Here is a 21,958-nt window from a genome sequence, read left to right as displayed (position 1 = left end):
GCCCCCGGCCCCGGGGGACTTGCGCAGCAGCGCCAGCGAGAGGGAAGACCGCACCCGGACTCCGGCCCAGAGGCGAATCACCGGGCCGTCCGTTTGACGATCCCAACGAGCCACCAGGAGAAGACCATGGGACAGCTTGACGGCAAGACCGCACTAGTCACCGGCGGAACCACCGGGATCGGGCTGGCCACCGCTCGGCGCTTCGCGGCCGAGGGCGCTCACGTGTTCATCACGGGCCGCCGCCAGGAAATCCTCGACGCCGCAGTGGCCGAGATCGGCGCGAACGCCACCGGTGTCCGCAGCGACGTCGCCGACCTGGCCGACCTCGACCGGCTCTACGCAACCGTCACCGAGCAGGGCCGCAGCATCGACGTGCTGTTCGCAAACGCCGGCGGCGGTGAGTTCTCCACTCTGAAGCAGGTGACAGAGCAACACTTCGACTCCATTTTCGACATCAACGTCAGGGGCATGCTGTTCACCGTCCAAAAGGCGCTCCCGCTGCTCAACGACGGCGCCTCGGTGATCCTCACCGGCTCGACAGCCGCCACCACGGGCGCCGAGGCCTTCGGTGTCTACGCCGCTTCCAAAGCCGCCGTTCGCTCCTTCGCCCGCACCTGGGCCAACGAGTTGAAGGACCGTGCGATCAGGGTGAACACCCTTGTACCCGGCCCCATCGACACCCCCGGGATTGCCGGCCTGGCTTCCGACGCGGAGCAGACAGCGCAGCTCCAGAGCACTCTTGCAAGCCAGGTGCCCCTCGGCCGCATGGGGCGGCCGGACGAGGCCGCCTCGGCAGCCCTCTTCCTGGCCTCCGACGAGAGCAGCTTCATCACCGGCACCGAACTGTTCGTCGACGGTGGCCTCAACCAGGTCTGAACCCGGGGGCCGGTCCTCGAACGGCCGGCTGCAAACAAGCGGCAGGCGTCCCGACGAAACCCTCCGCCCCCTCAGCAGAGCGCCCGCCCCACCCACCCCCCCGCCAGGTTCGTCCCAGGCAGGCGCCGTGCGCCCCCAACCGGCTTCTTGCCTCAATGGCCCATATCGATTTCGAAATGACCGTCAGGTCTACAACTCGTTCGACGGGCTCCGCGCCGCCTCTGCGGGATGGCGCCGTTCTTGGCCCGCCCCCTGAACAACCGTTTCAGGTACCTCATCGTGAAAGGTAGTTGATCATGACTACGCGTGACGTCGTGGAGCAGTTCCTCGGCCTGCTGGCGGCCGGCGACCCGGACAGGGTCGCCGGAATTTTCGCGGAGGACATCGACTGGTACGTCCCCGGCTCGGCAGCGCTGCCCTGGACGGGGCAGCGTTCCAAGCGCAGCGAGGTGGCTGACTACCTGCGCATACTGGGATCCCACATCGTGCCCGACGAGAACGTCGACGAGATCGAAGCGCTCCTCATCGACGGCGACCACGCGATCCTGCTCGGTCGCTTCACCCGGGTCGCGAAGAGCACCGGCCGGACCTTCGCCACGCCCATCGCCATGCACCTGCGGGTGGCCGGCGATGAAATCGTCACGATGCACCTCTACGAGGACACTCTCAAGGTCTCCGAGGCGTTCGCCGAGTAACCCAGCAACAAGCCCGGTCGCGCGAGGATGCCCACGGGCCACGGGCCCACGGATGCGCCGGGGGAAACAAAGCCGTTATGAGGGATGCCCTCGAGTTGCCGCTCGCGTACACCGGAAGCGTCACCGATCCCGGCAAAGCGGCAGATCTGTTCGCAACACCCACCTTCAGAAAAGTAGAAGCACATGTCGCAGCCCAGCATTGTTGTCGCCGCTCTCTATGAAATCCACCCCGATGATCGTGAAGAATTCCTCACGCACGTTCGTAACGACATCGGGCACACTCGCGCCAAGGACGGCTGCATCTGGTACGACGTGGCGGAGAGCGTCGTCGAGCCGAACGTCTTTCGGCTCACCGAAGGCTGGGAGAGCCGCGAGCACCTCGACGCGCACATTGCCAGCGAAGTCTTTCAGGCAACCATCGCGGCAGTATCCAAGCTCCACATCGTGCGCAGGGTGGCAACGATCTACAACGTCGTCGGCAGCGAGTCCGCTGACGTCGAGGGCATGGAGGATGTTTCCTCCTGACAGGCCGGCCACCGGCGGGTCCTTGCACAGATGCGGCCTTCTCGGGGATGGAATGTGCTGGCTCGGACACGTCCCGTACTAATGGACCGTAGGGTCAAGAATCAGGTAGTATGGCTGCTATGGGACGCCCTCGAAACTTCGACGAGAACCGGGTTCTGGAGTCCGTACGCGAGGAGTTCTGGAACCGGGGCTATGCGGCCACGTCGCTGCAGGACCTGATGGGTGCCACGGGGCTGGGCAAGGGAAGTCTGTACGGGGCGTTCGGTGACAAGCGCCAGCTCTTCCTTCAGGTGCTGGACAGCTACCGTGACGAGCAACTGAACAGCGTCCGGTCGGTCCTCACCGGGCCGGGCACGGCCATGGAACGCCTGACCTGCCTCCTTGAGGGCGCGGCCGAGGGGTTTGCAGAAGACCCGCAGCGACGCGGCTGCTTCTTGGTCAACAGCACTTCAGAACTGCACAGCCAGGAGCCCGACGTTGCCTCGCGGGCCAGAACGACATATCAGGCCGTCGAAGACCTCCTGATTGCCTGCGTCGAGGAGGCACAGGGTGAAGGAGCCCTGGCCCCCGACGCCGACCCCCAGGAGCTCGGACGAGTGCTGCTCGCGGTTATGCAGGGCATCGAGTTCCTCGCCAAGACCAACATGGACGAGTCGGCCCTGCTCCAGATCGGCCGCGCCGCCCTCGCCCAGTTGCCCCGCCCTTAGACGTCGGTGAGTCGGCTGAGCCGGACTCGATACGTGCCAACAGCGGCAATGGCCGAAGCGGGCGCCCGGGGCTTCCCGGGCGCCCGCTCCCCGCTGCTCAGGTCCGGTAGCGGTAGAGGATCCGGCCGCGGGTCAGGTCATACGGGCTGAGCTCCACGACCACGCGGTCGAACGGGAGGATCTTGATGTAATTCTTCCGGATCTTCCCGCTGATGTGCGCGAGCACGTGGTGCCCGTTCTGCAACTCCACCTTGAAGGTGGCGTTGCGCAGGCATTCGAGGACGGTGCCCTCGACTTCCAGGCCCTTTGCTGTCCTTGCCAATGTGTCTCGCTTCTCGATTCGGTGAGTTGGGTGGGGTCGGTCGGGTTGTTTCGGTGCGTGAGCAGGCGTCAGCGGCGCACCAGTTCCAGGTAGCTGCTCGATCGCCGCGCGCCGGCGCCCTCGACGAGCGCAATCGCCGCGGCGTTGGATTCGTCGACCTCTGCCCAGGCGGAGTCGATCCCGTTCCGGTGCAGCGCGCCCAACGCGTGGGCCAGCAGTGCCCGGCCGATGCCGTGGCGGCGCTGATCGGCCCGTATAGCGATCAGCCCGATCCGCGCCCGGCTGCGCACCGGCACAACCCGGACCAGACCGACGTACTCACCGTCACGGACCGCCACCGCGTACTTCGACGGGTCCACCAGCGTGGACCCGGCCGGGCCGGGAAGCACCTCGGCCGGCATGGTGCGCCAGCCGACGGTGGCTTCGACTTCCTCGCGAATCGTGCGGTCCAACGCCCGCAGCAGGCTCTCCTCCGCTTCGCCTGCGGGCAGGATCGTCACACCCGACGGGAGGTGCGGCTCGCCGAGCCCGGTTTCGCGCGAGTCGGTAGGCAGGACGTACTCCCACTCACGGCGTCCGATGGTGAAGCCGAGCCGCTCCCAGCTCGACTTCAAGTCGTGGTCGGCCTCGCCCACCAAGGTGTAGAGCGGCTCAGGGAGGTCCGCCAGCATCGCGGTGGCGAGCTGGTCGAAGATCGCGTCCTGCCATACGTCGATGCTGATGAAGAGCCGCCCGTCGGGCCGGTGCGAGACATCGCCCTGGCCGACGATCCGGTCGTCGGCCACGGCCTCCCACTGCGCCTCCGCGACGCGTGTGATCCTCACGGTGTTCATAGGTGTTCGCCTTTCAGGAGTGCCTTGTTGGAGAGGCGCTCCCGACGACACCTAGATCAGTCGCACACCGTGACGGAAAGGGGGAGCACCCACCTCGATACAGCGTTCACGGGTCTCACCTCCTCTGGCGGAGTCACGGTCAACTGCAAGCTACCAGCTGGATCATCAGCCCGCCCAACCCTTTTCCCAGCCATGTGATCAGCACTCCAGAGGGGGGTGTCATGGCCGGCAAACGCCGTCTCCTGGACAGGACCCGCCTTATCGGCCTGCTGATCACGGTGCCTTTGATCGCTATCGAAGTACCCCTGGCTGCCTGGAGTTCCACGACCATGCAAGTCGCCGCGGCTCTTCCGGTGTCCCTGCTGCCCTTGGCCTACGCGACGGTGGACTGGAGGCCCCCCGCGCCGCCGGTCAGGAGTCGTCCGACTCGCGGGCGGACACCGGCGGGCGGAAGCAGGCATGGACGATCTTGCCATCGGGGCAGGGTCGTGCCTGCCAGTCGTCGGCGAGGGCGTCCACCAGCAGCATGCCCCGCCCGCCGAGTTGCTCGGTGCTCGGTGGACGAGGGGTGGGCAGGTCCGTGGAGTTGTCGTGTACGGCGACGTGGAGACAGCGTGTGTCCCAGGTCAGCATCAGCTGCGCGGAGCTGTGTGCGTGGAGGTGCGCGTTGGTCACCAGTTCCGAGACGGTCAGCAGTACGGCCTCCACCGTCTGCGGCGCGCTCTCCGTCCAACCCAGGGACTCCAGATGTGCGCGCGCCCAGTCCCGGGCAGTCTTCACCTCGCTGTTCAACGGCAGGGAGCGTGCCCACCCCACTGCCTTCACCGACGAACCGCTCACCGTGTCCCTCCCTGTGGTCGATGGTGCTGGACCCGAGTACCCGTTCGGCACGCCTTGACGCAGGCGGGCGGGGCCTCGGCGCCACGTCACCTCGGCTCCCTGCAAGGCCGTCGGCTGATGTCTGCCATGGATGGTGGAGGCGATGGCCATGGACTCACCCGGGTACTGCGGCACCGTTGAGGGAAGCCGGGTCCGTCACACCCCTGTGGTGACAGACCCGGCTTCCTTCATGCCCGCTTGCAAACGCCTCCGGCGTCGTCTTCGTGGCTCTTTGCGAACCCCGATCCCGAGGAGGGGGAGCCTGCAGGGGGAGACGGTCAGCTGTACAGGTACTCGTACGCGTCGTTGCCGTTCCACCAACCGCTGATCTTCCATGAACTCCAGACCATGGGCTGGCAGATGCTGACCTTGACCCGGGTGCCCGCGGTGCGCGGCGAGTCGCCGATCTTTCCGACCCCACGGACGCAGGTGGTGGAGCCCAGGTTCATGACCCGCATGCCGATGCTGCTCTGGGTCCGCCCGTTGTAGACGCGACGGCACTCCGTGTAGGCGAGCCGAGCGTTCCACCTCTTGATCCCGTGGCTCCAGCACTGCTGGCTGGTGACCCCCGCCGGGAGGGCGCGCGTCGTCGCACCGTCCGGGGCGCCGGCCCAGGAGACGCCCATGGGCACGGCGTGGGCCGTGGAGCTCGCCGGGGACACGCTGTCCGTCGCGGCATGAGCGGACGGGGCGAGTGCGAGGCCCGCTCCGAGTGCCATGGTTGCCGCTGCGACGGCAACGCTTTTACGTGTCTTCATGGTCGCTGGTCCTCCCGTGTCGGTGAGCGCGGCGCGCAGTCGATCACGCCGCACGGCTTGCGTCACCGATGCTGCACAGCAGCTGACGGACACAGCCACAGCTGCCGCCACCGTGGCGTATTGATGGGACGGCCAAGGCGCTGACGTGCAAGAGGACGTTCCTGGATGACGCGGGACAGGGACGACGGACGGTCGCTGCGCCGTGCCTGACCGCTGGACCGCCTCCCGACCGCTGACCGCCTCCCGACCGCTGGACCGCCTCCCGACCGCTGGACCGCCTCCCGACCGCTCTGTCCGGTCGCCGCGTCGGCGTCCTGGCCAGGGAGGGCGTTGCCTCAGCCGGGCGGTGAGCCGGCGCACGACCCGATGGCCACACCTGTGTCCCCCACCGGCCGCCTACGGTGCCGGCGGCGCGGCGCGCTCAGCTTTCTCCAGCCAGTCGGTGTACCAGCGGGCGAAGGTCACGGGCGTACCGTCCTTGTCGAGGAGCGGGGTGAGGTCTCCGTCGTCCACCCGGCAGTCGGACCAGATCGTGCCGCGGTGGACGCCGCTGCGCGCCGGGCTGGCGGCGCTCGCCGCGCTGGACGAGTCGCTGCCCCGCCGCGCCGCGGTGGCGGCGTACCTCCACGAGCGCGACGGCGACCTGGCCACGGCGGCACGGCTGTACGCCGAGGCGGCCCAGAAGGCATCCAACCTCGCCGAGCGCGATCACCTGACGCGGCAGGCCGCACGGCTCAACGCCCGCCGGTACCGCTGACGGTCGCGCTCGGTGTTCCCCGCGGTGCGCGGCCCCGTGGCACAGCGGTCGCCTCACAGTGACCAGGCAGGTCGAGACGAGTTGCACGACGCGTTGCCGATGGGGGAGTTCAGCGACGACCGGTGCGCTGGACATGAGCGGGGTCCCGCCCGTCCGGCCCGGTTGCGAGCCGGGTCAGCCGCGCCGGTCGTGTGTCAGGCGGTGAATCCGCCGTCGACGTGGATCGAGGCTCCGGTGATGTACCTGCCGTCCGCACTTGCCAGGTGGGCGACGGTGGCCGCGATCTCGGCCGCTTCCGCGTAGCGGCCCACAGCGGTGAATGCGGCGATCATCTCGGCGTTCGGCCCGTCGGCGGGGTTGGCGTCCGTATCGGTGGGCCCCGGGTGCACCAGATTGACGGTGACTCCACGCGGGCCGAGTTCTCGAGCCAGGCCCTTGGTCATCCCGACGAGAGCCGTCTTGCTCATCGAGTACAGCGCCAGTCCGGGGAAGACCGCACGTTCGGCGACATTGCTGCCGATACTGATGATGCGGCCGCCCTGGCCCATATGACGCACGGCCGCCTGGGACGCGGCGAACGGTGCCCGGACGTTCACCGCCAGGGTGCGCTCGATCTCTGCCGGTCCCAAGTCCTCAAGTGGGCCGACGAGGAAGACAGCGGCGTTGTTGACCAGGATGTCCAGTCTGCCGAACATCGCGGCGGCCTCGTCCACCGCGGCGGTGAGTGCCTCAGGCATCGCACTGTCGGCCTGGATGGCCAGTGCCCGGCGCCCGTTGGCCTTGATCTGCTCCACCACCTCGGTGGCGCGTTCCGCGCTCTTCTCGTAGGTCAGGACAACATCGGCGCCTTCTTCGGCGAGTCGTAACGCCACAGCGGCACCGATGCCCCGGCTTCCGCCCGTGATCAAAGCAACGTTTCCCTCAAGTCGGTTCATGGCCTCGAGCATTGCGGGCCCCGCCGTTGGACGCTGGCGGGAAACCGACCTGGCGTTCGGCCTGCGGAAGGGCAACACCATCCCTCATCAGGAAACCGCACTGGAGTATTAGGGCGCGTATCGAGTCGTGGTCAACAGGTCGTCTGTGAGGTCCTTGATCAACGCCGTCACCGCTCCGCGGGCACGATGACGTGGGCCTGGGCAGCAGCCGCCGCGTCTCGCAGGACGTCGCTCGGGCTGCCATCGAGGCGATCCGCGCTCAGGGGCTGCGCGCACTCGTCTCCCGCGGCTGGTCCGACCTGGGCGTGGTCGACGACCAGGACGACTGCTTTGCCGTCGGCGAGGCCAACCACCAAGCCCTGTTCCGCCGGGTGGCCGCCGTCGTGCATCACGGCGGCGCGGGCACAACGACGGCGGCTGCCAGGGCCGGCGCTCCTCAGGTGGTGGTACCCCAGGCAGCGGACCAGCCGTACTGGGCCGGCCGGGTGGCCGACCTGGGCATCGGCGCGGCACACGACGGCGCGACTCCCACCGTCGAGTCCCTGTCAGAGGCGCTCAGGACGGCCCTGGCCCCCGAAACGCGTGCACGAGCGAGGGCCGTGGCCGGCACGATCCGCACCGACGGGGCGGCGGCGGCCGCCAGGCTGCTGCTCGACGTGGTCGGTAGGGAAAGGCCGCCGGTTTCCGCATGAACCAGGGCGGACCGCCGAGCCCGTCAGTGCTCCAGGGCCGGCCTTCACAGACAACCCACCCGACATCAAGGACATGAATGCGCAAGCTCACCTACTTCGTCGCCGACACCAAGCCCGGTGCGGCATGCGGGACTTCGCCGTTGCTCGTAGACTCACGGCGTGGCATTCATGAGCACCCCGCACTGCTGCTTCCTGTGATCGGAAGGCGTTGAGGGCGATGCCGGACGGCGTCGCCCTCCTTGGCGTGCCTGCTGCGTGTACCACGTTCCCCGGTGCTGCCCGTCGTGTCCTGAGGCAGTGACGTTCCGGATGCGCATGCAGGCACGGTCTCCTCCCCTCACGCTTGCCAGGAGTGTCTCGTGCCCGTGTTGCTTCCCCCTGCCCTCGTACTGTCTCTCGACGTGCTGCGCTGCCCGACGTGCCGTACACGCCGCCTGCACCCCGACCGCGGCGCGCTGCGCTGCCCGGCGGGCCACACCTTCGACATCGCCCGCCACGGCTACGCCGCCCTGCTGACGGGCACACGTGCCACCAGCGGCGACGACGCGGCCATGGCCGAGGCCCGGGACCGGTTCCTGTCCACCGGTACGTACGCGCCCATCCGCGAAGCTACGGGCCGCCTGGCGGCCGACGCCGTGTCTGAGCAGGCCACGGTGCTGGACGTGGGGTGTGGCACGGGCTACTACCTGGCGGGCGTGCTCGACCAGTTGCCCGACGCCCGTGGTCTGGGTCTGGACACGTCGGTGCGCGCGCTGCGCTCGGCAGCTCGTGCCCATGAACGAGCCGGCGCGGCGGCCTGGGACGTCTTCCGTCCCTTCCCGCTGGCCGACGCGGTGGCCGATGTCGTGTTGGACGTGTTCGCCCCGCGTAACCCGGCCGAGTCCCACCGCGTGCTCCGGCCGACTGGCCGGTTGATCGTGGTCCGTCCCACCGGACGGCACCTGACCGAGCTGCGCGGCGGACTGCCTGCGATGGTCGCGATCGACCCGGCCAAGGAACAGCGCCTGCACCGGGCGCTGGATCCTTTCTTCGAGGCCGCCGTTACTGAAAAGGTGGAGTACTCCGCGACCCTGGCCGGGCTGGATGCCGTGGACTTGGTGGCGATGACGCCGAGCGCACGCCACGTGAGCCGTGCAGACCTGAGCGATGACGCCCTCCTGCCCGAGCAGGTCACGGTCTCCGTGCTGGTCACCGTCTACCGGCCTCGGTGACCACGAGCGGGCGCATGCGCATGCGCCCGCTGACCGACGAGCAGTGGGCGGGCACGCCTGGCGCTACTGATCAACAGTCCGTCGGACCGCCGCATCCGGTTGTCGGGCCGTCGCAGCGCCGACGACCGTGCGCCGCCGATGCTGGATTCTGCCACCCACTGGTCGCTCCTCCCTCACGGGAGGGCGCATTGTGGCCGGTAGGTGTGGCACGCTCGGCCATGACCGGACGCTCCTGGCGCCGGTTGTCACCTTGATGGTCAAAGTGGAGAGGCGACGGCATGCGCATCGGGCTGCTCGGTACCGGCCCCTGGGCTCAGGCAGCCCACGCACCCGCGTTGAGCGGGCATGACGGACTGGACTTCGTGGGCGTGTGGGGGCGCCGGCCGAGCGCGGCCAGGGAGCTGGCCGTCCGCCACGGCACGCGGGCCTACGACGACGTGGACGCGCTGCTCGCCGACGTGGACGCCGTCGCCGTTGCTCTGCCTCCTGACGTGCAGGCCGAGCTGGCACTGCGAGCCGCGCGGGCGGGGTGTCACCTGCTGCTCGACAAGCCCCTGGCCGCGACGGTGGCGCAGGGACAGGCAGTGGTCGACGCCGTGCGGGAGGCGGGCGTGGCCTCGGTGGTCTTCTTCACGACCCGCTTCCAGACCGAGCCGGAGGCCTGGATCGCAGAACAGGCCGGCCTGGGCGGCTGGTTCACCGCGCAGGCGCAGTGGCTGGGCGCGGTTTTCACCGGTGACAACCCCTTCGCGGCCTCGCCGTGGCGGCGGGAGAAGGGCGCCCTGTGGGACGTCGGGCCGCACGCGCTGTCCGTGCTGCTGCCGGTGCTGGGCGACGTAAGGCGGGTGGCAGCCGCTGCCCACGGTCCCGCGGACACCGTCCATGTGGTCCTCGACCATGTCGGCGGCGCGTCCAGCACCATGACGCTGAGCCTCACGGCGCCGCCCGCGGCGGCGGGAGCGGCCGTCGAGCTGCGGGGAGAGGCCGGGGTGGCGTTGCTTCCGAAGAGTTCAGGCGGCGTGGTCCCGGTCCTCGGCCGGGCGGTGGACGCCCTGTGCGCCGCCGCCCGCTCCGGCCGGCCACATCCCTGCGATGCCGCGTTCGGTCTGCGGGTGACCGAGATACTTGCGGAAGCCGAGCACCTTCTGCGCCCGTCCGCGGGGGACCCTCCCGGGGACGAGCGGTTCGTGCGTGGTGCGGCGCCGGCGCAGCGCTGATGGGGAGGGTACCCGAGCGGCCAAGTGTCGCTGACCATGGCCATCCATCGTCGAACGTCACACACCCATCGCGTCGGCCCGTTCATTCCCGCTGCGGGCGGTGACCTCCTGCTGCACTGGCGCGGCCCGCTGATGACCGGCACCTGGATGGAGCTCTTCCCGGCATGCGACGCCCGCCGTCCCGTCGCCCGGTATCAGCAGGGCCGGGTTCAACAAGGCCCTGGTCCAGCTGGGCTGGGTCCAACAAGGCCCTGTCCAACTGGGCTGGGAAGGCCCGCGCCGGGTGCGCGTCGCCGACGAACTTCGGCATCGACGCCGTCCCGGACGCCGTCGACCCGCGACTCCTGAGCGTCCTCTAAGAGGTCGACGCCCCCTGGGGGAGCTGGCCCGCTGCTGGGACAAGCTCCGAGAACGCCGGCAGCAGCCCCGGCGGCGCCAGCGCGGAGTGCGTTCAGCTCAGGGACGCTCTGGCGTAAGCCGGTGTCATCGCTCAGGCCGGCGTGACGTTCTCGGCCTGCGGCCCCTTCTGTCCCTGAGTGACGTCGAAGCGGACTTTCTGGCCCTCCTGCAGTTCCCGGTAGCCGCCACCGGTGATGGCCGAGTAGTGGACGAACACGTCCGGGCCCCCGCCGTCCTGCTCGATGAAGCCGAAGCCCTTTTCCGCGTTGAACCACTTCACCGTGCCGGTGGCCATGTCGGTCTCCCTCATCAATCATCGGGCGGCGCAGCACCGTGCCACGCGGCCGTAGGTTGGATCATCGCGGACCACCCGGGCGCTGGAAAGGAGAAACGCCCAGGAGCCACCCTGCGTCGCTGGTACCGGGCGCCCACACCAGAGGGTTTTGCCGTCATCGCGGGGGCCGACTCGACGCGCATGCCGTCGTCCACCCGAACGACACGGCGATGTCCCCCTCCTCGCCCTGCGTCTGTCCGGCCTTGAATCGCCCACAGCCACGCTGCCTGGGGCGGACCGGTGGAGGGCTGCGGGGGCGATGCCCTGGCCCGTGAGTGCACAGCAGCCGCTGGATGGGGGCACGCTGAGGAGCAGTCAGACGTGCAGATCGTCGTGTCGTCAGGCTTGCTGATTATCTTCTTATTTCTTCTGGTCGTTCGACGAGTGCTTTTTTTTCCGACCTCGCTTGCGGGCATCGGCATCTGCTGACACGCCGACATCACGCAACCCGATTCAACCGGATTGCGCTTCTACGGGTTGCCGCAGAATCGTCCTGAGCTTGTCGGGAGCAGTTCTGCGTGGGTCGCTGAGGTAGATCTCGTGGTGCAGCCCCGCCTCCCGAAGGTTGTTGGCCGGGAGGTACTCGTGGTGCAGCCTGGTCAGGATCGGTGTCTCGTCGTCGTACGAGCCGATGTGGAGGACCTGGGCGCTGGTGCCCTCGTGCAGCGTCTCTGACCGGACGTCCGGAATGGCCGGAAGATTCTTCTTGGTCAGGGCGGTGTGCTTGGCGTCTTCGATCATGCCGCCAGTGATCCAGTCGGGGACATTGATGAGCAGTCTCCATCGCCAGTTGTCCTTGAGCCTGGCCAGGAAGTCGTCCATGTCGTCCGCCCACCACAGTCCCTCAAGTGGGCCCACGACGAAGTCCTTGCCAAGGTCGCCTTTGCTCGCGAACTTGACGGTGTAGGCGACCGCGTAGAGCGCCTCGACCGCGCGGCGGTACGCGGCGCTGGTGTTCGGGTCGCCGTGCCCGTCGATGGCGAGGAAATGAAGCTCGGGGACGTCGACGAGCTCCCAGTCAGTGTTCTTGGGCGAGTAGCACGTCTTGAGCTCGCGTTTGACGTCGTACTTGGTGGTCACGCCGAGGTGCCTTCCTGGAGGTGAGTAAAACGTCAAGACTTACCGATCAGCGGGGTTGTTCAGGCTGCGGTGATCTCGGTGCGTGAAGCGGTAGGACCTCTTTGATCTTCGGAGACTTCCGGCACCACGGCGCGAGGAACTTCTACGAGAGCCGCTTGCGCTCACCCGTCGCCTCGTCCACGCGCCTGTCGTTCACGTGCGGCAACTTCACCGCGACCGGCCCGGCGGCCGTAGCCACGGTCCGCTCCTGGTGGTGCCCGTTACGGACGACCAGGCGGCGGCCGGCCCCGTCACGCCGGCCTGCCAACTCGGCCATGTACTGGCTGACCTCGGCATCCAAGGCCGCGGCGAGCATCCGCCGGGCACCCTCGCGAGCGATGTCCTCCACCAAGGAGCCAGTCTCGGTGGCACTGTCCTCGTTGCCTACGCTCAGCACGGGCGGGCCTTCCCGACCCGCGGCGCAACGCGGGCCTGCTCGACGACCTTGAGTCGACCTCTCGGGAAGGTACGCCCTCCGTGTCACACGGGGCATCCCATCCGAGGCCGATCCACAAGTCCCGTCGGTGCGCCAGTAGGCGGGGACCAGGAACACCCGGTCCTCAAGCGGCGCGACCACGGACGGCCCCGCCGCGACTCGTCCGCGCCCTCCCGGCGCAGCATGGTGATCAGCTTGCGGAAGCAGCGGGGGCTCAGCCCGATGAACGGGGCTGTCCAGGACGGCTCAGACGCTCAGACGCGCTGCTCACTGCTGCCACACCGAGATCATGGCAGGTTCGTGGTACCTGATTCGTTCGGACAACGTCCCGCACGGGTACAGCGTGCCGCGCTACGTTCGGGGTATGCAGCAGTTTCCCGGGCAGGTCCCCGCGCTCCTCGACGGACCAGGCGTCGACGTCTCGGACCCACGAGAGCTCCTCCTCGGCTACCTGGAGTGGTACCGCGAGGCACTGCTGCGGAAGATCTCCGATCTGTCCGACGGCCGGCTTCGCACGCCCGTCGAGCCGCTGGGCTGGTCGCCCCTCGGACTGGTCCAACACCTCGGCTGGGTCGAACGTCGTTGGATGCGCTGGGGCTTCGCTGCCGAAGACGTCCTCGCTTACCCACCCGGCGGAGACGAAGCCGAGTGGAGCATCCCTGCCGACAGGCCGACCGCAGAGGTTCTGGCCGCCTACCGTGACGAGGTGACCGCGACGACCTCCCTGGTCGCGGCTGCCGGCCTGGCGGACACGGCCCGCCTTGGCGGCCGCTTCCAGACTCCCGACCAGGCTCCCTCTCTCGGACGGATTCTCTTTCACCTGCTGCAGGAGTACGCCCGCCACGTCGGCCACCTCGATGTCGCCCGAGAACTGATCGACGGGAAGAAAGGCGAGTAGTACCTCGACCAGGGCATCACCAGTCCCATTACGGGACAACCTTCAGGCAGAACCAAGGCCAGGCCATCAAAGGGAGACACCCATGCGAAGACTGCGGCTCCGAGCCCTCCTGCTCACACTGCTGGCCACCACGGCAGGCGGCCTCGTCCTCTCCCCAGCGCCGGCATCGGCCGCAGAGTCGTGCCGCGCCGGATGGCTGTGCCTGTACAAGGACACCGGCTTCAACAACATGGCCTTCACCACCCAAAGGCACGGCGTCTGCTGGGACCTCCTCAGCTACGGGATCTCCAACGTGGGGTCCTACTGGAACAACCTGTCCGTCTACGTCGACTTCTTCGACGTGAGCCAGGACGAACTCGTATGGAGCATCCGCCCCGGCGGCAGCAGCTCCAACGCGACTTCATTCACAGGCGAACGCTACGTCTGCACCCGCTGATCCCCACCCAGGCCAGGAGACGTACCACGACCGGGCTGACGGGTCGCTGGAGAAGGCGGTCTGGGAGCCGAAGGTCCGTACGGTGCACGTCGCGGATGGCATGCGGACCGTGTGACCGGCGAGTCGTTGTATCCCGCAGTCACGGTCCGGCAGCATCAGACCGCACTCCGTACCCGGTTGCCATGTTGCAACTGCCGCACTGCCAAGGGGGGCCCGTGCGCCGTATCGTCTCGGCTGTCGTTCTGCTTGCTGTCCTGCCTCTCGCCGCTTGCTCCGCAAGAACGGCTTCCGGGGCATCTCCAGCCGTTACCGTGACACGCACCGTGCCGGCCTCGGTCTCGCCCACCTCGACGACCCCAACCGCTGTCCCACGCCGCCGTCTCCCGCGCCGGCTACGACGGCCGTCGTACCCAAGACGGCGCCCCCGACGGCTCATCGGCCACATCTGACGAACGCCTCCGCGGTGGTCTCGCAATATTACCAGGACATAACCGATCACGACTATGCAGCCGCATGGGCGCTCGGCGGCTCGAACATCGCCGGGACGACCTATGACCGGTGGGTGGCCGGATTCGGCACCACCCAAAGCATCACCCTGGGCACCATCAGCGGATTCGGAGACTCCCGCGTCCACGCCGTCCTGTATGCCACCCAGACCGACGGCACGCTGAAGACGTATGCCGGCGACTACACCGTGGCCGATGGCGTCCTCGTCGGCGCCTCGATCCGCCAGACCCACTGACTTCAGGTGTGCTCGCCCCGTCAGGCAGTCCGCACGGTCAAGACGACCGAGCGGGGCTAGGCAGTTTCGTTCAGATCATCGGATCGCTGGTCTGGGTGTGCCGTTGCCTGGCACGCAGTGGGAGCGGATCCAGCCGTTACTGACTTCGGCTTGTCAGGGTGACGTAGGGACGTCGAGCAGGGCAGGCGTGGAAGGGTGGCAAGACTTCCGCCCCAGACGTCGGCGCACGTCGCTGCGCCCGGCTCGCACGGCCGACCATCGCCCTTGACGATATGCAGGTGAATACCTGCATAATGTCGAGTGTGAGCCTCGAAGCAACAGCGATCGACTCGGTGTTCAAGGCGCTGGCCGATCCCACCCGGCGGCTCCTGCTCGACCGGCTACGCGAGCACAACGGGCAGACGCTGCGCGAACTGTGCCAACGCCTTGACATGGCGCGCCAGTCTGCGACGCAGCACCTGGACATCCTCGTGCGAGCCAATCTCGTCACCGTCGTACGGCGCGGCCGGGAGCGGCTGCACTACCTCAACCCGGCCCCGATCCATGAGATCGAGGAGCGCTGGATCTCCGGCTTCGACAAGCCCCGCCTGCAAGCGATCAGCGCCATCAAGCACCAGGCAGAGGAGTACGCCATGACCAACGCACCCACACCGGTGCCGGACTACGTATACGTCACCTACATCCGCGCCAGTGCGGAGCAGGTGTGGCAAGCCCTGACCGACGCCGACCTGACGGCGCGTTACTGGGGACACGCCAACGTCTCCGACTGGCAGCCGGGCTCTGCCTGGGAGCACCGGCGAGCCGACGGCTCAGGCAAGATCGACGTGGTGGGCCGCGTCTTGAAGGCCGAGCCCCCGACCCGGCTGGTCATCACCTTTGACGACGCCCCCCAAGCCGAATCGCCGAGAGAGCCGTCGGTCGTCACCTTCCTCGTCGAACCGCATCAGGACATCGTTCGCCTCACCGTGACCCACGAGAACCTCCCCAACCAGGAGATGCTGCGCGGCATCTCGGCCGGCTGGCCGGCCGTGTTGGCAAACCTCAAGTCGATGCTGGAGACCGGCGAGGTCCTGCCGCAGGCGCCCTGGGAGATGTCGCGCGCCCACACCTGAGCCGTGCCTCTCCGCCCCTGGTTCATTCCGCATACGCCTGTAGAGAGAGGTGCAACCCATGCTGGACACCGGCCCCCTCCAGGGCGCCTACCGAGCACTGCTCGACGCCGCCGCCACCGTGGCCAGCGCCGACGACCCCAGCCCTGCCCCACCGGACGGCGAGTGGAACGCCGACCAGATCCTCGCGCACGTCTCTCTCGTCAGTGCTGCCACCATCGCCGCCGTCGCAGGTATCGCAGCTGGGGCCATCACGACGTACGACAACCGGATCGCCCTCGACGCCTGGACTATCGAGCAGTCCATCGCGCACGCTGGCGGCAACGCCGGGCTCCGGGACCGCATCAGCGGCCAGGCAGCCGCTCTGTGCGCACTCGCCGGAGGTGCGGCGCTCAGCGACGCCGAGCTCAGTACCCTTGCACCCGCCCGGCTCCTGTCCAACGACACCCTCCTGGTCGATCAGCCCATATCGCTGCGCGACATCGTCACTGGGCTGGCGGAGGCAGAACTGCCCGGCCACGCGAAACAACTCCTCGCCCTCCTCCCCGACCGGTCCGTAGCCGAGGCCACTCGGTGACCGCGTCACAGCGATACCGACTTCAGCTCGTCAAGGAGATGTTCGTGGAACTGCTGCCGATGCCGAACAACGCGAGGTCGGCGTAGCGGCTTTCGGGCTGGAGCTGCCTCGGCGCGCTCATCACGGACCCTTACGCCGGTCCGCGGATCGGGAAGGCTTGTGGACCTGCCTGCTAAGGCCTGGGAGCCGGGGCACCATGGCGGGACCTGCCATCGCCGCCCGTTACCGCGCCGGACCCCTTCTGGCATCCGTGATCCTCTGGCTGCGTGGACTCACCTGATGATCTTTTGTCCGGCAGACCCCAGAGCTGTCCGACGGGTCGCCGTGCGAATCCTCAGGCGTCCTGCGGATACCAGCGCAGTTCCACAGTGTTGCCGTCCGGGTCCTGCACGTAGAGGGAGATCGCGGTGCCCTGGGCCCCGAAGCGCTCACCGGGACCGTCCAGCACCGTGAAGACGCCGGAATCGATGACCTGTTGCCAGTCGAGCGGCTCGACCACCAAGCAGATGTGGTCGACGTTGGACCCCTCTGGCCGCTCGGCGGGCGCCTTGACTAGGTCGATGATGGTGGTGGGGCTCACCCGCACCGACGGGAAGGAGACCTTGCCGGCCCGCCACTCCTCCACCCGCACCGGCTGCAGGCCCATAGGACCGGTGTAGAAGGCGAGCGAGCGCTCGATGTCGGCGACGTTCAGGACGAGGTGGTCGAAGCCGATTACGCGCATGGTGTCTCCACAGGGTCGGGGCGCCGGGGCGCCGATGGCGGTACGACGGGGCCGGCGGCTCCGGATCTGAGCCGTCGGCAGTGGCTGGTCGCCCGGCTGCCGTCGCCTGCCCCTGATCTAAGCATCGCCAAGCGGGCATCCATTGGTCCAACGCATGCTTGTCATCTGATCCATCGCATTTCACGATTGATCGATTGATCGACGGATCTTCAGCAGATGCGTACGTGCTCGCGGTAACGGAGAAACGGAGACCGCCTGCTCCACCCGCGCCGCCCGAACAGTGCCACACGTCCAGTTCGCGCTCAGCGGCCAAGTGGACCGGCTGGAGAAGGAACTGGGCGCCCGGCTGTTCGATCGGATCAGCCCGGCGAGGCGTTTCTGCCAGCCGCCTACCAGGCAATGGAAGCGGCCGAGCAGTCCCCGTCCTGGCGGTGCAGAACGCCTTCCCGGCGAGCGACGTGGGCACCGCCACGTCCGCCAACACCTTCTTCCGCGAGATCGACGCCACGCTGGGCACCGCGGCCGTGGGCGCGCTCTTCTCGCATCGGCCTGGCGGACCAACGCGCCGACCGCGTCCCCGCCTCCGCCATGAAAGCCGTCGGCGACACCGACTCCCTCGCCCCGGCACTCGTCCGCTCCCTGCCGGGGAAGATCCAGGACGCGGTGATCCTCGCCCATCAGACGCGCTGACGCCGGTCTTCCGTTACCTGGTGCTCATGTTCGCGCTGGGCCTGGTGCTCGCCTTCCTCCTCCCGGGGAGAAAGCTCTCCGACGGGACCCCGCCTCGAAGTCCGCCCCGGTAAAGAACCTCACGCACAGTTGAGGTCCCTCGGGAACGGGCGGTACCGGCGCTTGGGAAGGGGCTGTCTCTCCGGCGGCTGCGACGGCGCCGTCGGACGGTGGCTGCGGACGACACGTACGGTTAAGGTTGCGGTAAGCGATCGCTTAGCCGTCTCGACGCAGGACGGCCGAGCGCCAGCAGAGAGGCCGGGAACGTCATGCCAGTCATCGATGCCTGGATGCAGCACCCCACACTCCGTCACTCCAACCACGAGATGTTCGAGTCGTTGCGCAGGTGGACGGGGCGGGCGCTGCTGGAGGAGCCGTTGCCGGTGAAGGCCACCGTGGCCGCGATGGCCGCGGCCGATGTCGAGATCGGACTGTCGGCGGCCTGGTACGGGCCCCAAGGGCCGCTCATCAGCAACGACGAGTTGGCCGAGTTCGTCGCCCAGTCCGACGGGCGGCTGCGAGGGGTGGCTGGCGCGCATCTCGCCCGGCCGGTCCAGGCCGTGCGTGAACTGCGCCGCGCGGTGCGGGAACTCGGCTTCGTGGCCCTGCGGATCGTGCCCTGGCTGTGGCAGCTCCCGCCCACCGACCGGCTGTACTACCCGCTGTACGCCGCCTGCGTCGACCTGGGCATCCCCTTCTGCACCCAAGTCGGTCACACCGGCCCGCTGCGCCCGTCCGAGACCGGCCGTCCCATCCCCTACATCGACCAGATCGCGCTCGACTTCCCCGAGTTGACCATCGTGTGCGGACACATCGGCTACCCCTGGACCACCGAGATGATTGCAGTGGCGGACAAGCATGCCAACGTCTACATCGACACCAGCGCCTACACCTCCCGCCGCTACCCCCGCGAGCTGGTCGACTACCTGCGCGGCCGAGGCCGCCGGAAGGTGCTGTTCGGCAGCAACTACCCCATGATCACCCCTGGCCAGGCACTGGAACACCTCGGCGAACTGGGCCTGGACGAGGAGGCAACCGAGCTGTTCCTGTCCGGCAACGCCCGACGGGTCTTCAGCCTCTGAGCACCGGCTCGCGCAGTTGGCCCCAGCAGTCGGTGGCCTGAACCACGGCCCCTGGGTCGTCATTTCGTGGCTCCCTGAGCGAAGCCGTTATAGGTGCTGGCGAACTTTCCGGCGTAGTCGCAGCGGAAGTCGGAGTGGTGGACGTCGTGCCGTCGTCGGGTGCGATCCTAGGAGCGAGGTGAAGGGGGAGGGTGAACGTGCAACCGCTGGAGCTCACGGATCCGGCCACGGTCGGTGGATATCCGCTGTTGGCCCGGCTCGGTGCGGGCGGCATGGGCCAGGTGTATCTCTCATGCACCCCGTCGGGCCGGCCGCTGGCGTTGAAGACGGTTCGCGCTGATCTTGCGGCAGCGCCGGACTTCGAGCTCCGGTTCGCCCGGGAGATCCGCAACAGCGACCGTGTCCGCTCCCCGTACACCGTGTCGGTCGTCGACTTCAGCCCGCCCGGGCGGCACCCGCAGTGGCTGGCGACCGAGTACGTGGCCGCGCCGTCACTGACCGACTGGGTCGCCGCGCACGGCCCCCTGCCTCCAGGCGCCGTCCGTGCGCTGGGCGGTGAACTCGCCGCCGCCCTCTCCGCTGTGCACGCCTGCGGTCTGGCGCACCGGGACGTGAAACCGTCCAACATCCTCCTGTCGGGCGAGCGTCCGATGCTCATCGACTTCGGCATCGCCCGCGCCGCGGACGACACACGGCACACCCGTACAGGCGGTGTCATCGGCTCCCCCGGCTACCTCGCCCCCGAGCAGGCATCCCACGGCGCCGCCACCGAGCCCGGCGATGTGTTCTCACTCGCTTCCGTCCTGGTGTTCGCGGCCACCGGTCACAGCCCGTTCGAGCGTCCGGGCGAGGACGTCTCCGCGGCGATGCTGCTGTACCGGATCGTGCACGAGGAGCCCAGCCTCGACGGCGTGCCTGAGGAACTGGTGGGTGTTCTTGCGCGCTGCCTGGCCAAACACCCCGAACAGCGCCCCGGCAGCAGCGATGTGGTGCACCTGCTGGCCCGGCGCGGTGAGCCCCGCTGGGGGCCGTCGCTGCTGCCCGGCCTCGCTGCCGTGCTCGCAACGCGCCAGGCGGAAGTCACGCGCCTGCTCGCGACGGCTCCGGAGGCGACGACGCCTGCCATGGCGGCCCCTGTCGCGACGGCGTCGGCATCTTCGCCCGCCGCCGACCCGTCGCCGTCGTGTGCTCCGCCCTCGCGACCCGGTATGGGCGCCGGCGTTCCGGAGTCGTTCGGGCCCCCACCGCTCGCCGCCTCGATAGGCGGTTCCGCCGCTCACAGATCCACCGGTTCCGCCGTGCAACCGACCGCCGCCCGCCCGGCACGGTCCGCCTGGCTCGTCGCCGCCACCGCGGTGGGCGCCGCTGCCGCGCTGGCCGCCGCGGTGCTGCTGTGGCCCCGCGGCGGAGGCGACGACACCAGAGGAAAAGGAGCCGGGAGCGGCAGCGCGACACCCTCTGCCTCCGCCTCCGTGGCGGCCCCCGCTCTGTCCAGGAAATGGGCGGGCCTCTGGACCGGCAAGGGCCCGGGCAACCCGGATGCCGACGGGCTGCTCCAGCCGCGCACGAACTCCTTCGAGGTCACCCTGACCCTGCACACCGCAGACCTAGGGGAGGTCGCCGGCAAGCAGGTCAGCAACATCACCGAGGTCGGCACCGGGCGGGAGGTGGGCTGTACCGAAGCCCTGGAACTGCGCGGGGTACACGGATCCACGGCCACCTTCGAGGCGGTCACCAGCCACCCCACCGACCGCTCGTCCTCCACCCTGACCTGCGAGAAGGACCGCATCTACGTGGTGGAGCTGACGGACGCCAACACCATCACCCTCGGGGAGGAAGGCGCTCAGTCGGCTGGTGCCCCCTCGCAACTGCGCCGGGGCTCGACTACTCGGTGACGATGAGATCGGTGACGATGAGACGGATGTGTGACCCAGGCCGGCGGGCCTGACGTCTCACACCGGCCGGCCGGCGGGCGCCGCCAGTGAACAACCTGCCTGAACCGCCGTCACCCCGTCACGCCTCGCCCCGTGATGGTGCCTGCTGACCTTGGTCGGGCATTCCTGCCGGGCGGTCGCTGCGCAGCAGGCCGGGAAATCTGCTGGGGCGGGATCAGGTATGTGGGCTCGTGGCGCCAGGGTTTACTACCGGGGCACCACGGGGGACGGGTCTCAGGGCCATCGGTGAGGCCAAGCTGATCACTCCTCGGCGCTCGGAGGGCGGCCACCGCCGTTACTCCCGCTACCAGCTGCGTCTCGCCGCCCGCGCCCGCGAGCTCGTCGACCAGGGAACTGCCCTCGAGGCCGCGTGACGCATCATCGTCCTCGAGGACCAGCTGGAAGAGGCCCGGCGCCTGAACGAGGAGATGCGCCGCAGGCTGGGCGGCTCCGGCATGGGTGACACCGTGAGCTGAACGTCCGCCTGGCTGAATATCTGTCACCGCCGTTGCAGATTTACACACAGATTCCCGAAAGCTTCTGCATCTCCGCGGGGCCAGAATACTGTCCCGGCCGAATCAGGATGGAGGAAGGCGCGGGCGTTCCGCGTGCGCCTGTGTTACCGTGAAACAGTTGCGGCTTTGGTTGCCGGAGATTTTTCATACGAAATCCCTCCAGCTTTCCGGTCTCCCGGATGGGTGATCATTGCGGCAACTCGGGTCTGCGCAGTGCGGACCCCGGCATGCCCGTAGGGAGATTGAATATGGCATCTGGCACCGTGAAGTGGTTCAACGCGGAAAAGGGCTTCGGCTTCATCGAGCAGGACGGCGGCGGCGCCGACGTGTTCGCGCACTACTCGAACATCGCCACCTCCGGCTTCCGCGAGCTTCAGGAGGGCCAGAAGGTGACCTTCGACGTGACTCAGGGCCAGAAGGGCCCGCAGGCGGAGAACATCGTTCCCGCCTGACGCTGACGCGTATGACGTGGCTGGGGCCCGCGCTCTTGGGGCGCGGGCCCCAGCCCGTTTACCCC

General features: G+C 68.4%; 23 protein-coding genes and 6 pseudogenes. 18 read left to right on the top strand and 11 right to left on the bottom strand.

What is annotated here, in order from left to right:
• Positions 1-126: 126 nt before the first annotated feature.
• From ACIRC0_RS25250 to ACIRC0_RS25235, 4 genes are all read left to right on the top strand, one after another.
• Positions 127-876: a glucose 1-dehydrogenase gene (locus tag ACIRC0_RS25250; protein ID WP_403619563.1), complete on the top strand. Its 750-nt coding sequence runs from the start codon at positions 127-129 to the stop codon at positions 874-876.
• Positions 877-1,172: 296 nt separating this feature from the next.
• The gene (locus ACIRC0_RS25245; RefSeq protein WP_403619560.1) at positions 1,173-1,571 is read left to right on the top strand and encodes a nuclear transport factor 2 family protein; all 399 of its coding nucleotides are present in this window, start codon (positions 1,173-1,175) and stop codon (positions 1,569-1,571) included.
• A 183-nt stretch (positions 1,572-1,754) separates the two neighbouring features.
• Positions 1,755-2,096, top strand: a complete 342-nt coding sequence (locus ACIRC0_RS25240; RefSeq protein ID WP_403619557.1) for a putative quinol monooxygenase — start codon at positions 1,755-1,757, stop codon at positions 2,094-2,096.
• A gap of 119 nt (positions 2,097-2,215) precedes the next feature.
• Positions 2,216-2,803 (top strand): TetR/AcrR family transcriptional regulator, encoded by a 588-nt coding sequence (locus ACIRC0_RS25235; protein WP_403619554.1) that lies wholly within the window; start codon positions 2,216-2,218, stop codon positions 2,801-2,803.
• 97 nt (positions 2,804-2,900) lie between these two features.
• On the opposite strand, the gene infA is transcribed toward ACIRC0_RS25235, so the two are convergent.
• From infA to ACIRC0_RS25210, 5 genes and pseudogenes are all read right to left on the bottom strand, one after another.
• Positions 2,901-3,125, bottom strand: a complete 225-nt coding sequence (gene infA / locus ACIRC0_RS25230; protein WP_366028659.1) for a translation initiation factor IF-1 — start codon at positions 3,123-3,125, stop codon at positions 2,901-2,903.
• 68 nt (positions 3,126-3,193) lie between these two features.
• Positions 3,194-3,958 carry a GNAT family N-acetyltransferase gene (locus ACIRC0_RS25225; RefSeq protein WP_403619551.1) on the bottom strand — a complete coding sequence of 255 codons (765 nt, stop codon included), beginning with the start codon at positions 3,956-3,958 and terminating at the stop codon, positions 3,194-3,196.
• Positions 3,959-4,369: 411 nt separating this feature from the next.
• Positions 4,370-4,798, bottom strand: coding sequence for an ATP-binding protein (locus ACIRC0_RS25220; RefSeq protein WP_403619548.1), 429 nt, complete (start codon positions 4,796-4,798; stop codon positions 4,370-4,372).
• Between the two features lie 317 nt (positions 4,799-5,115).
• Complete coding sequence (locus tag ACIRC0_RS25215; protein ID WP_403619545.1) at positions 5,116-5,595, bottom strand: hypothetical protein; 480 nt, start codon at positions 5,593-5,595, stop codon at positions 5,116-5,118.
• Between the two features lie 396 nt (positions 5,596-5,991).
• Positions 5,992-6,147 (bottom strand): annotated as a pseudogene (locus tag ACIRC0_RS25210) (SMI1/KNR4 family protein); the annotation flags it as partial.
• Position 6,148: 1 nt separating this feature from the next.
• Between ACIRC0_RS25210 and ACIRC0_RS25205 the strand changes: the two are divergent.
• Positions 6,149-6,352: pseudogene (locus ACIRC0_RS25205) on the top strand (RNA polymerase subunit sigma-24); the annotation flags it as partial.
• A 194-nt stretch (positions 6,353-6,546) separates the two neighbouring features.
• On the opposite strand, the gene ACIRC0_RS25200 reads toward ACIRC0_RS25205, so the two are convergent.
• Entirely contained in the window at positions 6,547-7,287 is a 741-nt protein-coding gene (locus ACIRC0_RS25200; protein WP_403620313.1) for an SDR family NAD(P)-dependent oxidoreductase, read from the bottom strand.
• 191 nt (positions 7,288-7,478) lie between these two features.
• Here ACIRC0_RS25200 and ACIRC0_RS25195 point away from each other — a divergent pair.
• The 3 genes and pseudogenes from ACIRC0_RS25195 to ACIRC0_RS25185 form a co-directional block, all read left to right on the top strand.
• Positions 7,479-7,979, top strand: a pseudogene (locus ACIRC0_RS25195) (glycosyltransferase); the annotation flags it as partial.
• Between the two features lie 359 nt (positions 7,980-8,338).
• The gene (locus tag ACIRC0_RS25190) at positions 8,339-9,190 is read left to right on the top strand and encodes a putative RNA methyltransferase (protein WP_403619542.1); all 852 of its coding nucleotides are present in this window, start codon (positions 8,339-8,341) and stop codon (positions 9,188-9,190) included.
• Between the two features lie 278 nt (positions 9,191-9,468).
• Entirely contained in the window at positions 9,469-10,407 is a 939-nt protein-coding gene (locus tag ACIRC0_RS25185; RefSeq protein WP_403619539.1) for a Gfo/Idh/MocA family protein, read from the top strand.
• Between the two features lie 490 nt (positions 10,408-10,897).
• Here ACIRC0_RS25185 and ACIRC0_RS25180 read toward each other — a convergent pair whose 3' ends face one another.
• The 4 genes and pseudogenes from ACIRC0_RS25180 to ACIRC0_RS25165 form a co-directional block, all read right to left on the bottom strand.
• Positions 10,898-11,101, bottom strand: a complete 204-nt coding sequence (locus ACIRC0_RS25180) for a cold-shock protein (RefSeq protein ID WP_263227985.1) — start codon at positions 11,099-11,101, stop codon at positions 10,898-10,900.
• A 492-nt stretch (positions 11,102-11,593) separates the two neighbouring features.
• Positions 11,594-12,220: a GyrI-like domain-containing protein gene (locus ACIRC0_RS25175; RefSeq protein ID WP_403619536.1), complete on the bottom strand. Its 627-nt coding sequence runs from the start codon at positions 12,218-12,220 to the stop codon at positions 11,594-11,596.
• A 145-nt stretch (positions 12,221-12,365) separates the two neighbouring features.
• Positions 12,366-12,656 (bottom strand): annotated as a pseudogene (locus tag ACIRC0_RS25170) (transposase); the annotation flags it as partial.
• Between the two features lie 117 nt (positions 12,657-12,773).
• Positions 12,774-12,919, bottom strand: a pseudogene (locus ACIRC0_RS25165) (IS5/IS1182 family transposase); the annotation flags it as partial.
• A gap of 140 nt (positions 12,920-13,059) precedes the next feature.
• Here ACIRC0_RS25165 and ACIRC0_RS25160 point away from each other — a divergent pair.
• From ACIRC0_RS25160 to ACIRC0_RS25140, 5 genes are all read left to right on the top strand, one after another.
• The gene (locus ACIRC0_RS25160; protein WP_403619533.1) at positions 13,060-13,593 is read left to right on the top strand and encodes a DinB family protein; all 534 of its coding nucleotides are present in this window, start codon (positions 13,060-13,062) and stop codon (positions 13,591-13,593) included.
• Positions 13,594-13,675: 82 nt separating this feature from the next.
• A complete protein-coding gene (locus tag ACIRC0_RS25155) occupies positions 13,676-14,029 on the top strand; it encodes a peptidase inhibitor family I36 protein (protein ID WP_403619530.1) in 354 nt (117 codons plus the stop codon).
• 268 nt (positions 14,030-14,297) lie between these two features.
• The gene (locus tag ACIRC0_RS25150) at positions 14,298-14,771 is read left to right on the top strand and encodes a hypothetical protein (RefSeq protein WP_403619527.1); all 474 of its coding nucleotides are present in this window, start codon (positions 14,298-14,300) and stop codon (positions 14,769-14,771) included.
• Between the two features lie 323 nt (positions 14,772-15,094).
• Positions 15,095-15,883, top strand: a complete 789-nt coding sequence (locus ACIRC0_RS25145) for an ArsR/SmtB family transcription factor (RefSeq protein WP_403620310.1) — start codon at positions 15,095-15,097, stop codon at positions 15,881-15,883.
• 58 nt (positions 15,884-15,941) lie between these two features.
• A complete protein-coding gene (locus ACIRC0_RS25140; protein WP_403619524.1) occupies positions 15,942-16,457 on the top strand; it encodes a hypothetical protein in 516 nt (171 codons plus the stop codon).
• 334 nt (positions 16,458-16,791) lie between these two features.
• Here ACIRC0_RS25140 and ACIRC0_RS25135 read toward each other — a convergent pair whose 3' ends face one another.
• Entirely contained in the window at positions 16,792-17,181 is a 390-nt protein-coding gene (locus ACIRC0_RS25135) for a VOC family protein (RefSeq protein WP_403619521.1), read from the bottom strand.
• Between the two features lie 280 nt (positions 17,182-17,461).
• Here ACIRC0_RS25135 and ACIRC0_RS25130 point away from each other — a divergent pair, with 280 nt between their 5' ends.
• The 5 genes and pseudogenes from ACIRC0_RS25130 (at position 17,462) to ACIRC0_RS25110 (ending at position 21,893) form a co-directional block, all read left to right on the top strand.
• Positions 17,462-17,773 (top strand): hypothetical protein, encoded by a 312-nt coding sequence (locus tag ACIRC0_RS25130; protein ID WP_403619518.1) that lies wholly within the window; start codon positions 17,462-17,464, stop codon positions 17,771-17,773.
• A 406-nt stretch (positions 17,774-18,179) separates the two neighbouring features.
• Positions 18,180-18,992, top strand: coding sequence for an amidohydrolase family protein (locus ACIRC0_RS25125; RefSeq protein WP_403619515.1), 813 nt, complete (start codon positions 18,180-18,182; stop codon positions 18,990-18,992).
• Positions 18,993-19,183: 191 nt separating this feature from the next.
• A complete protein-coding gene (locus ACIRC0_RS25120; protein ID WP_403619512.1) occupies positions 19,184-20,887 on the top strand; it encodes a serine/threonine-protein kinase in 1,704 nt (567 codons plus the stop codon).
• Between the two features lie 230 nt (positions 20,888-21,117).
• Positions 21,118-21,402, top strand: a pseudogene (locus ACIRC0_RS25115) (MerR family transcriptional regulator).
• A gap of 287 nt (positions 21,403-21,689) precedes the next feature.
• Positions 21,690-21,893, top strand: a complete 204-nt coding sequence (locus tag ACIRC0_RS25110) for a cold-shock protein (protein WP_007383480.1) — start codon at positions 21,690-21,692, stop codon at positions 21,891-21,893.
• Positions 21,894-21,958: the final 65 nt, after the last annotated feature.

Origin of the sequence: Streptomyces sp. NPDC093984 (assembly GCF_044764595.1) — a bacterium.
In the GTDB taxonomy this organism is placed as follows: Bacteria; Actinomycetota; Actinomycetes; order Streptomycetales; family Streptomycetaceae; genus Streptomyces; species Streptomyces cynarae.
Note: the sequence above shows the minus strand (reverse complement) of the source record. Positions and strands in the feature narration are given on the sequence as shown.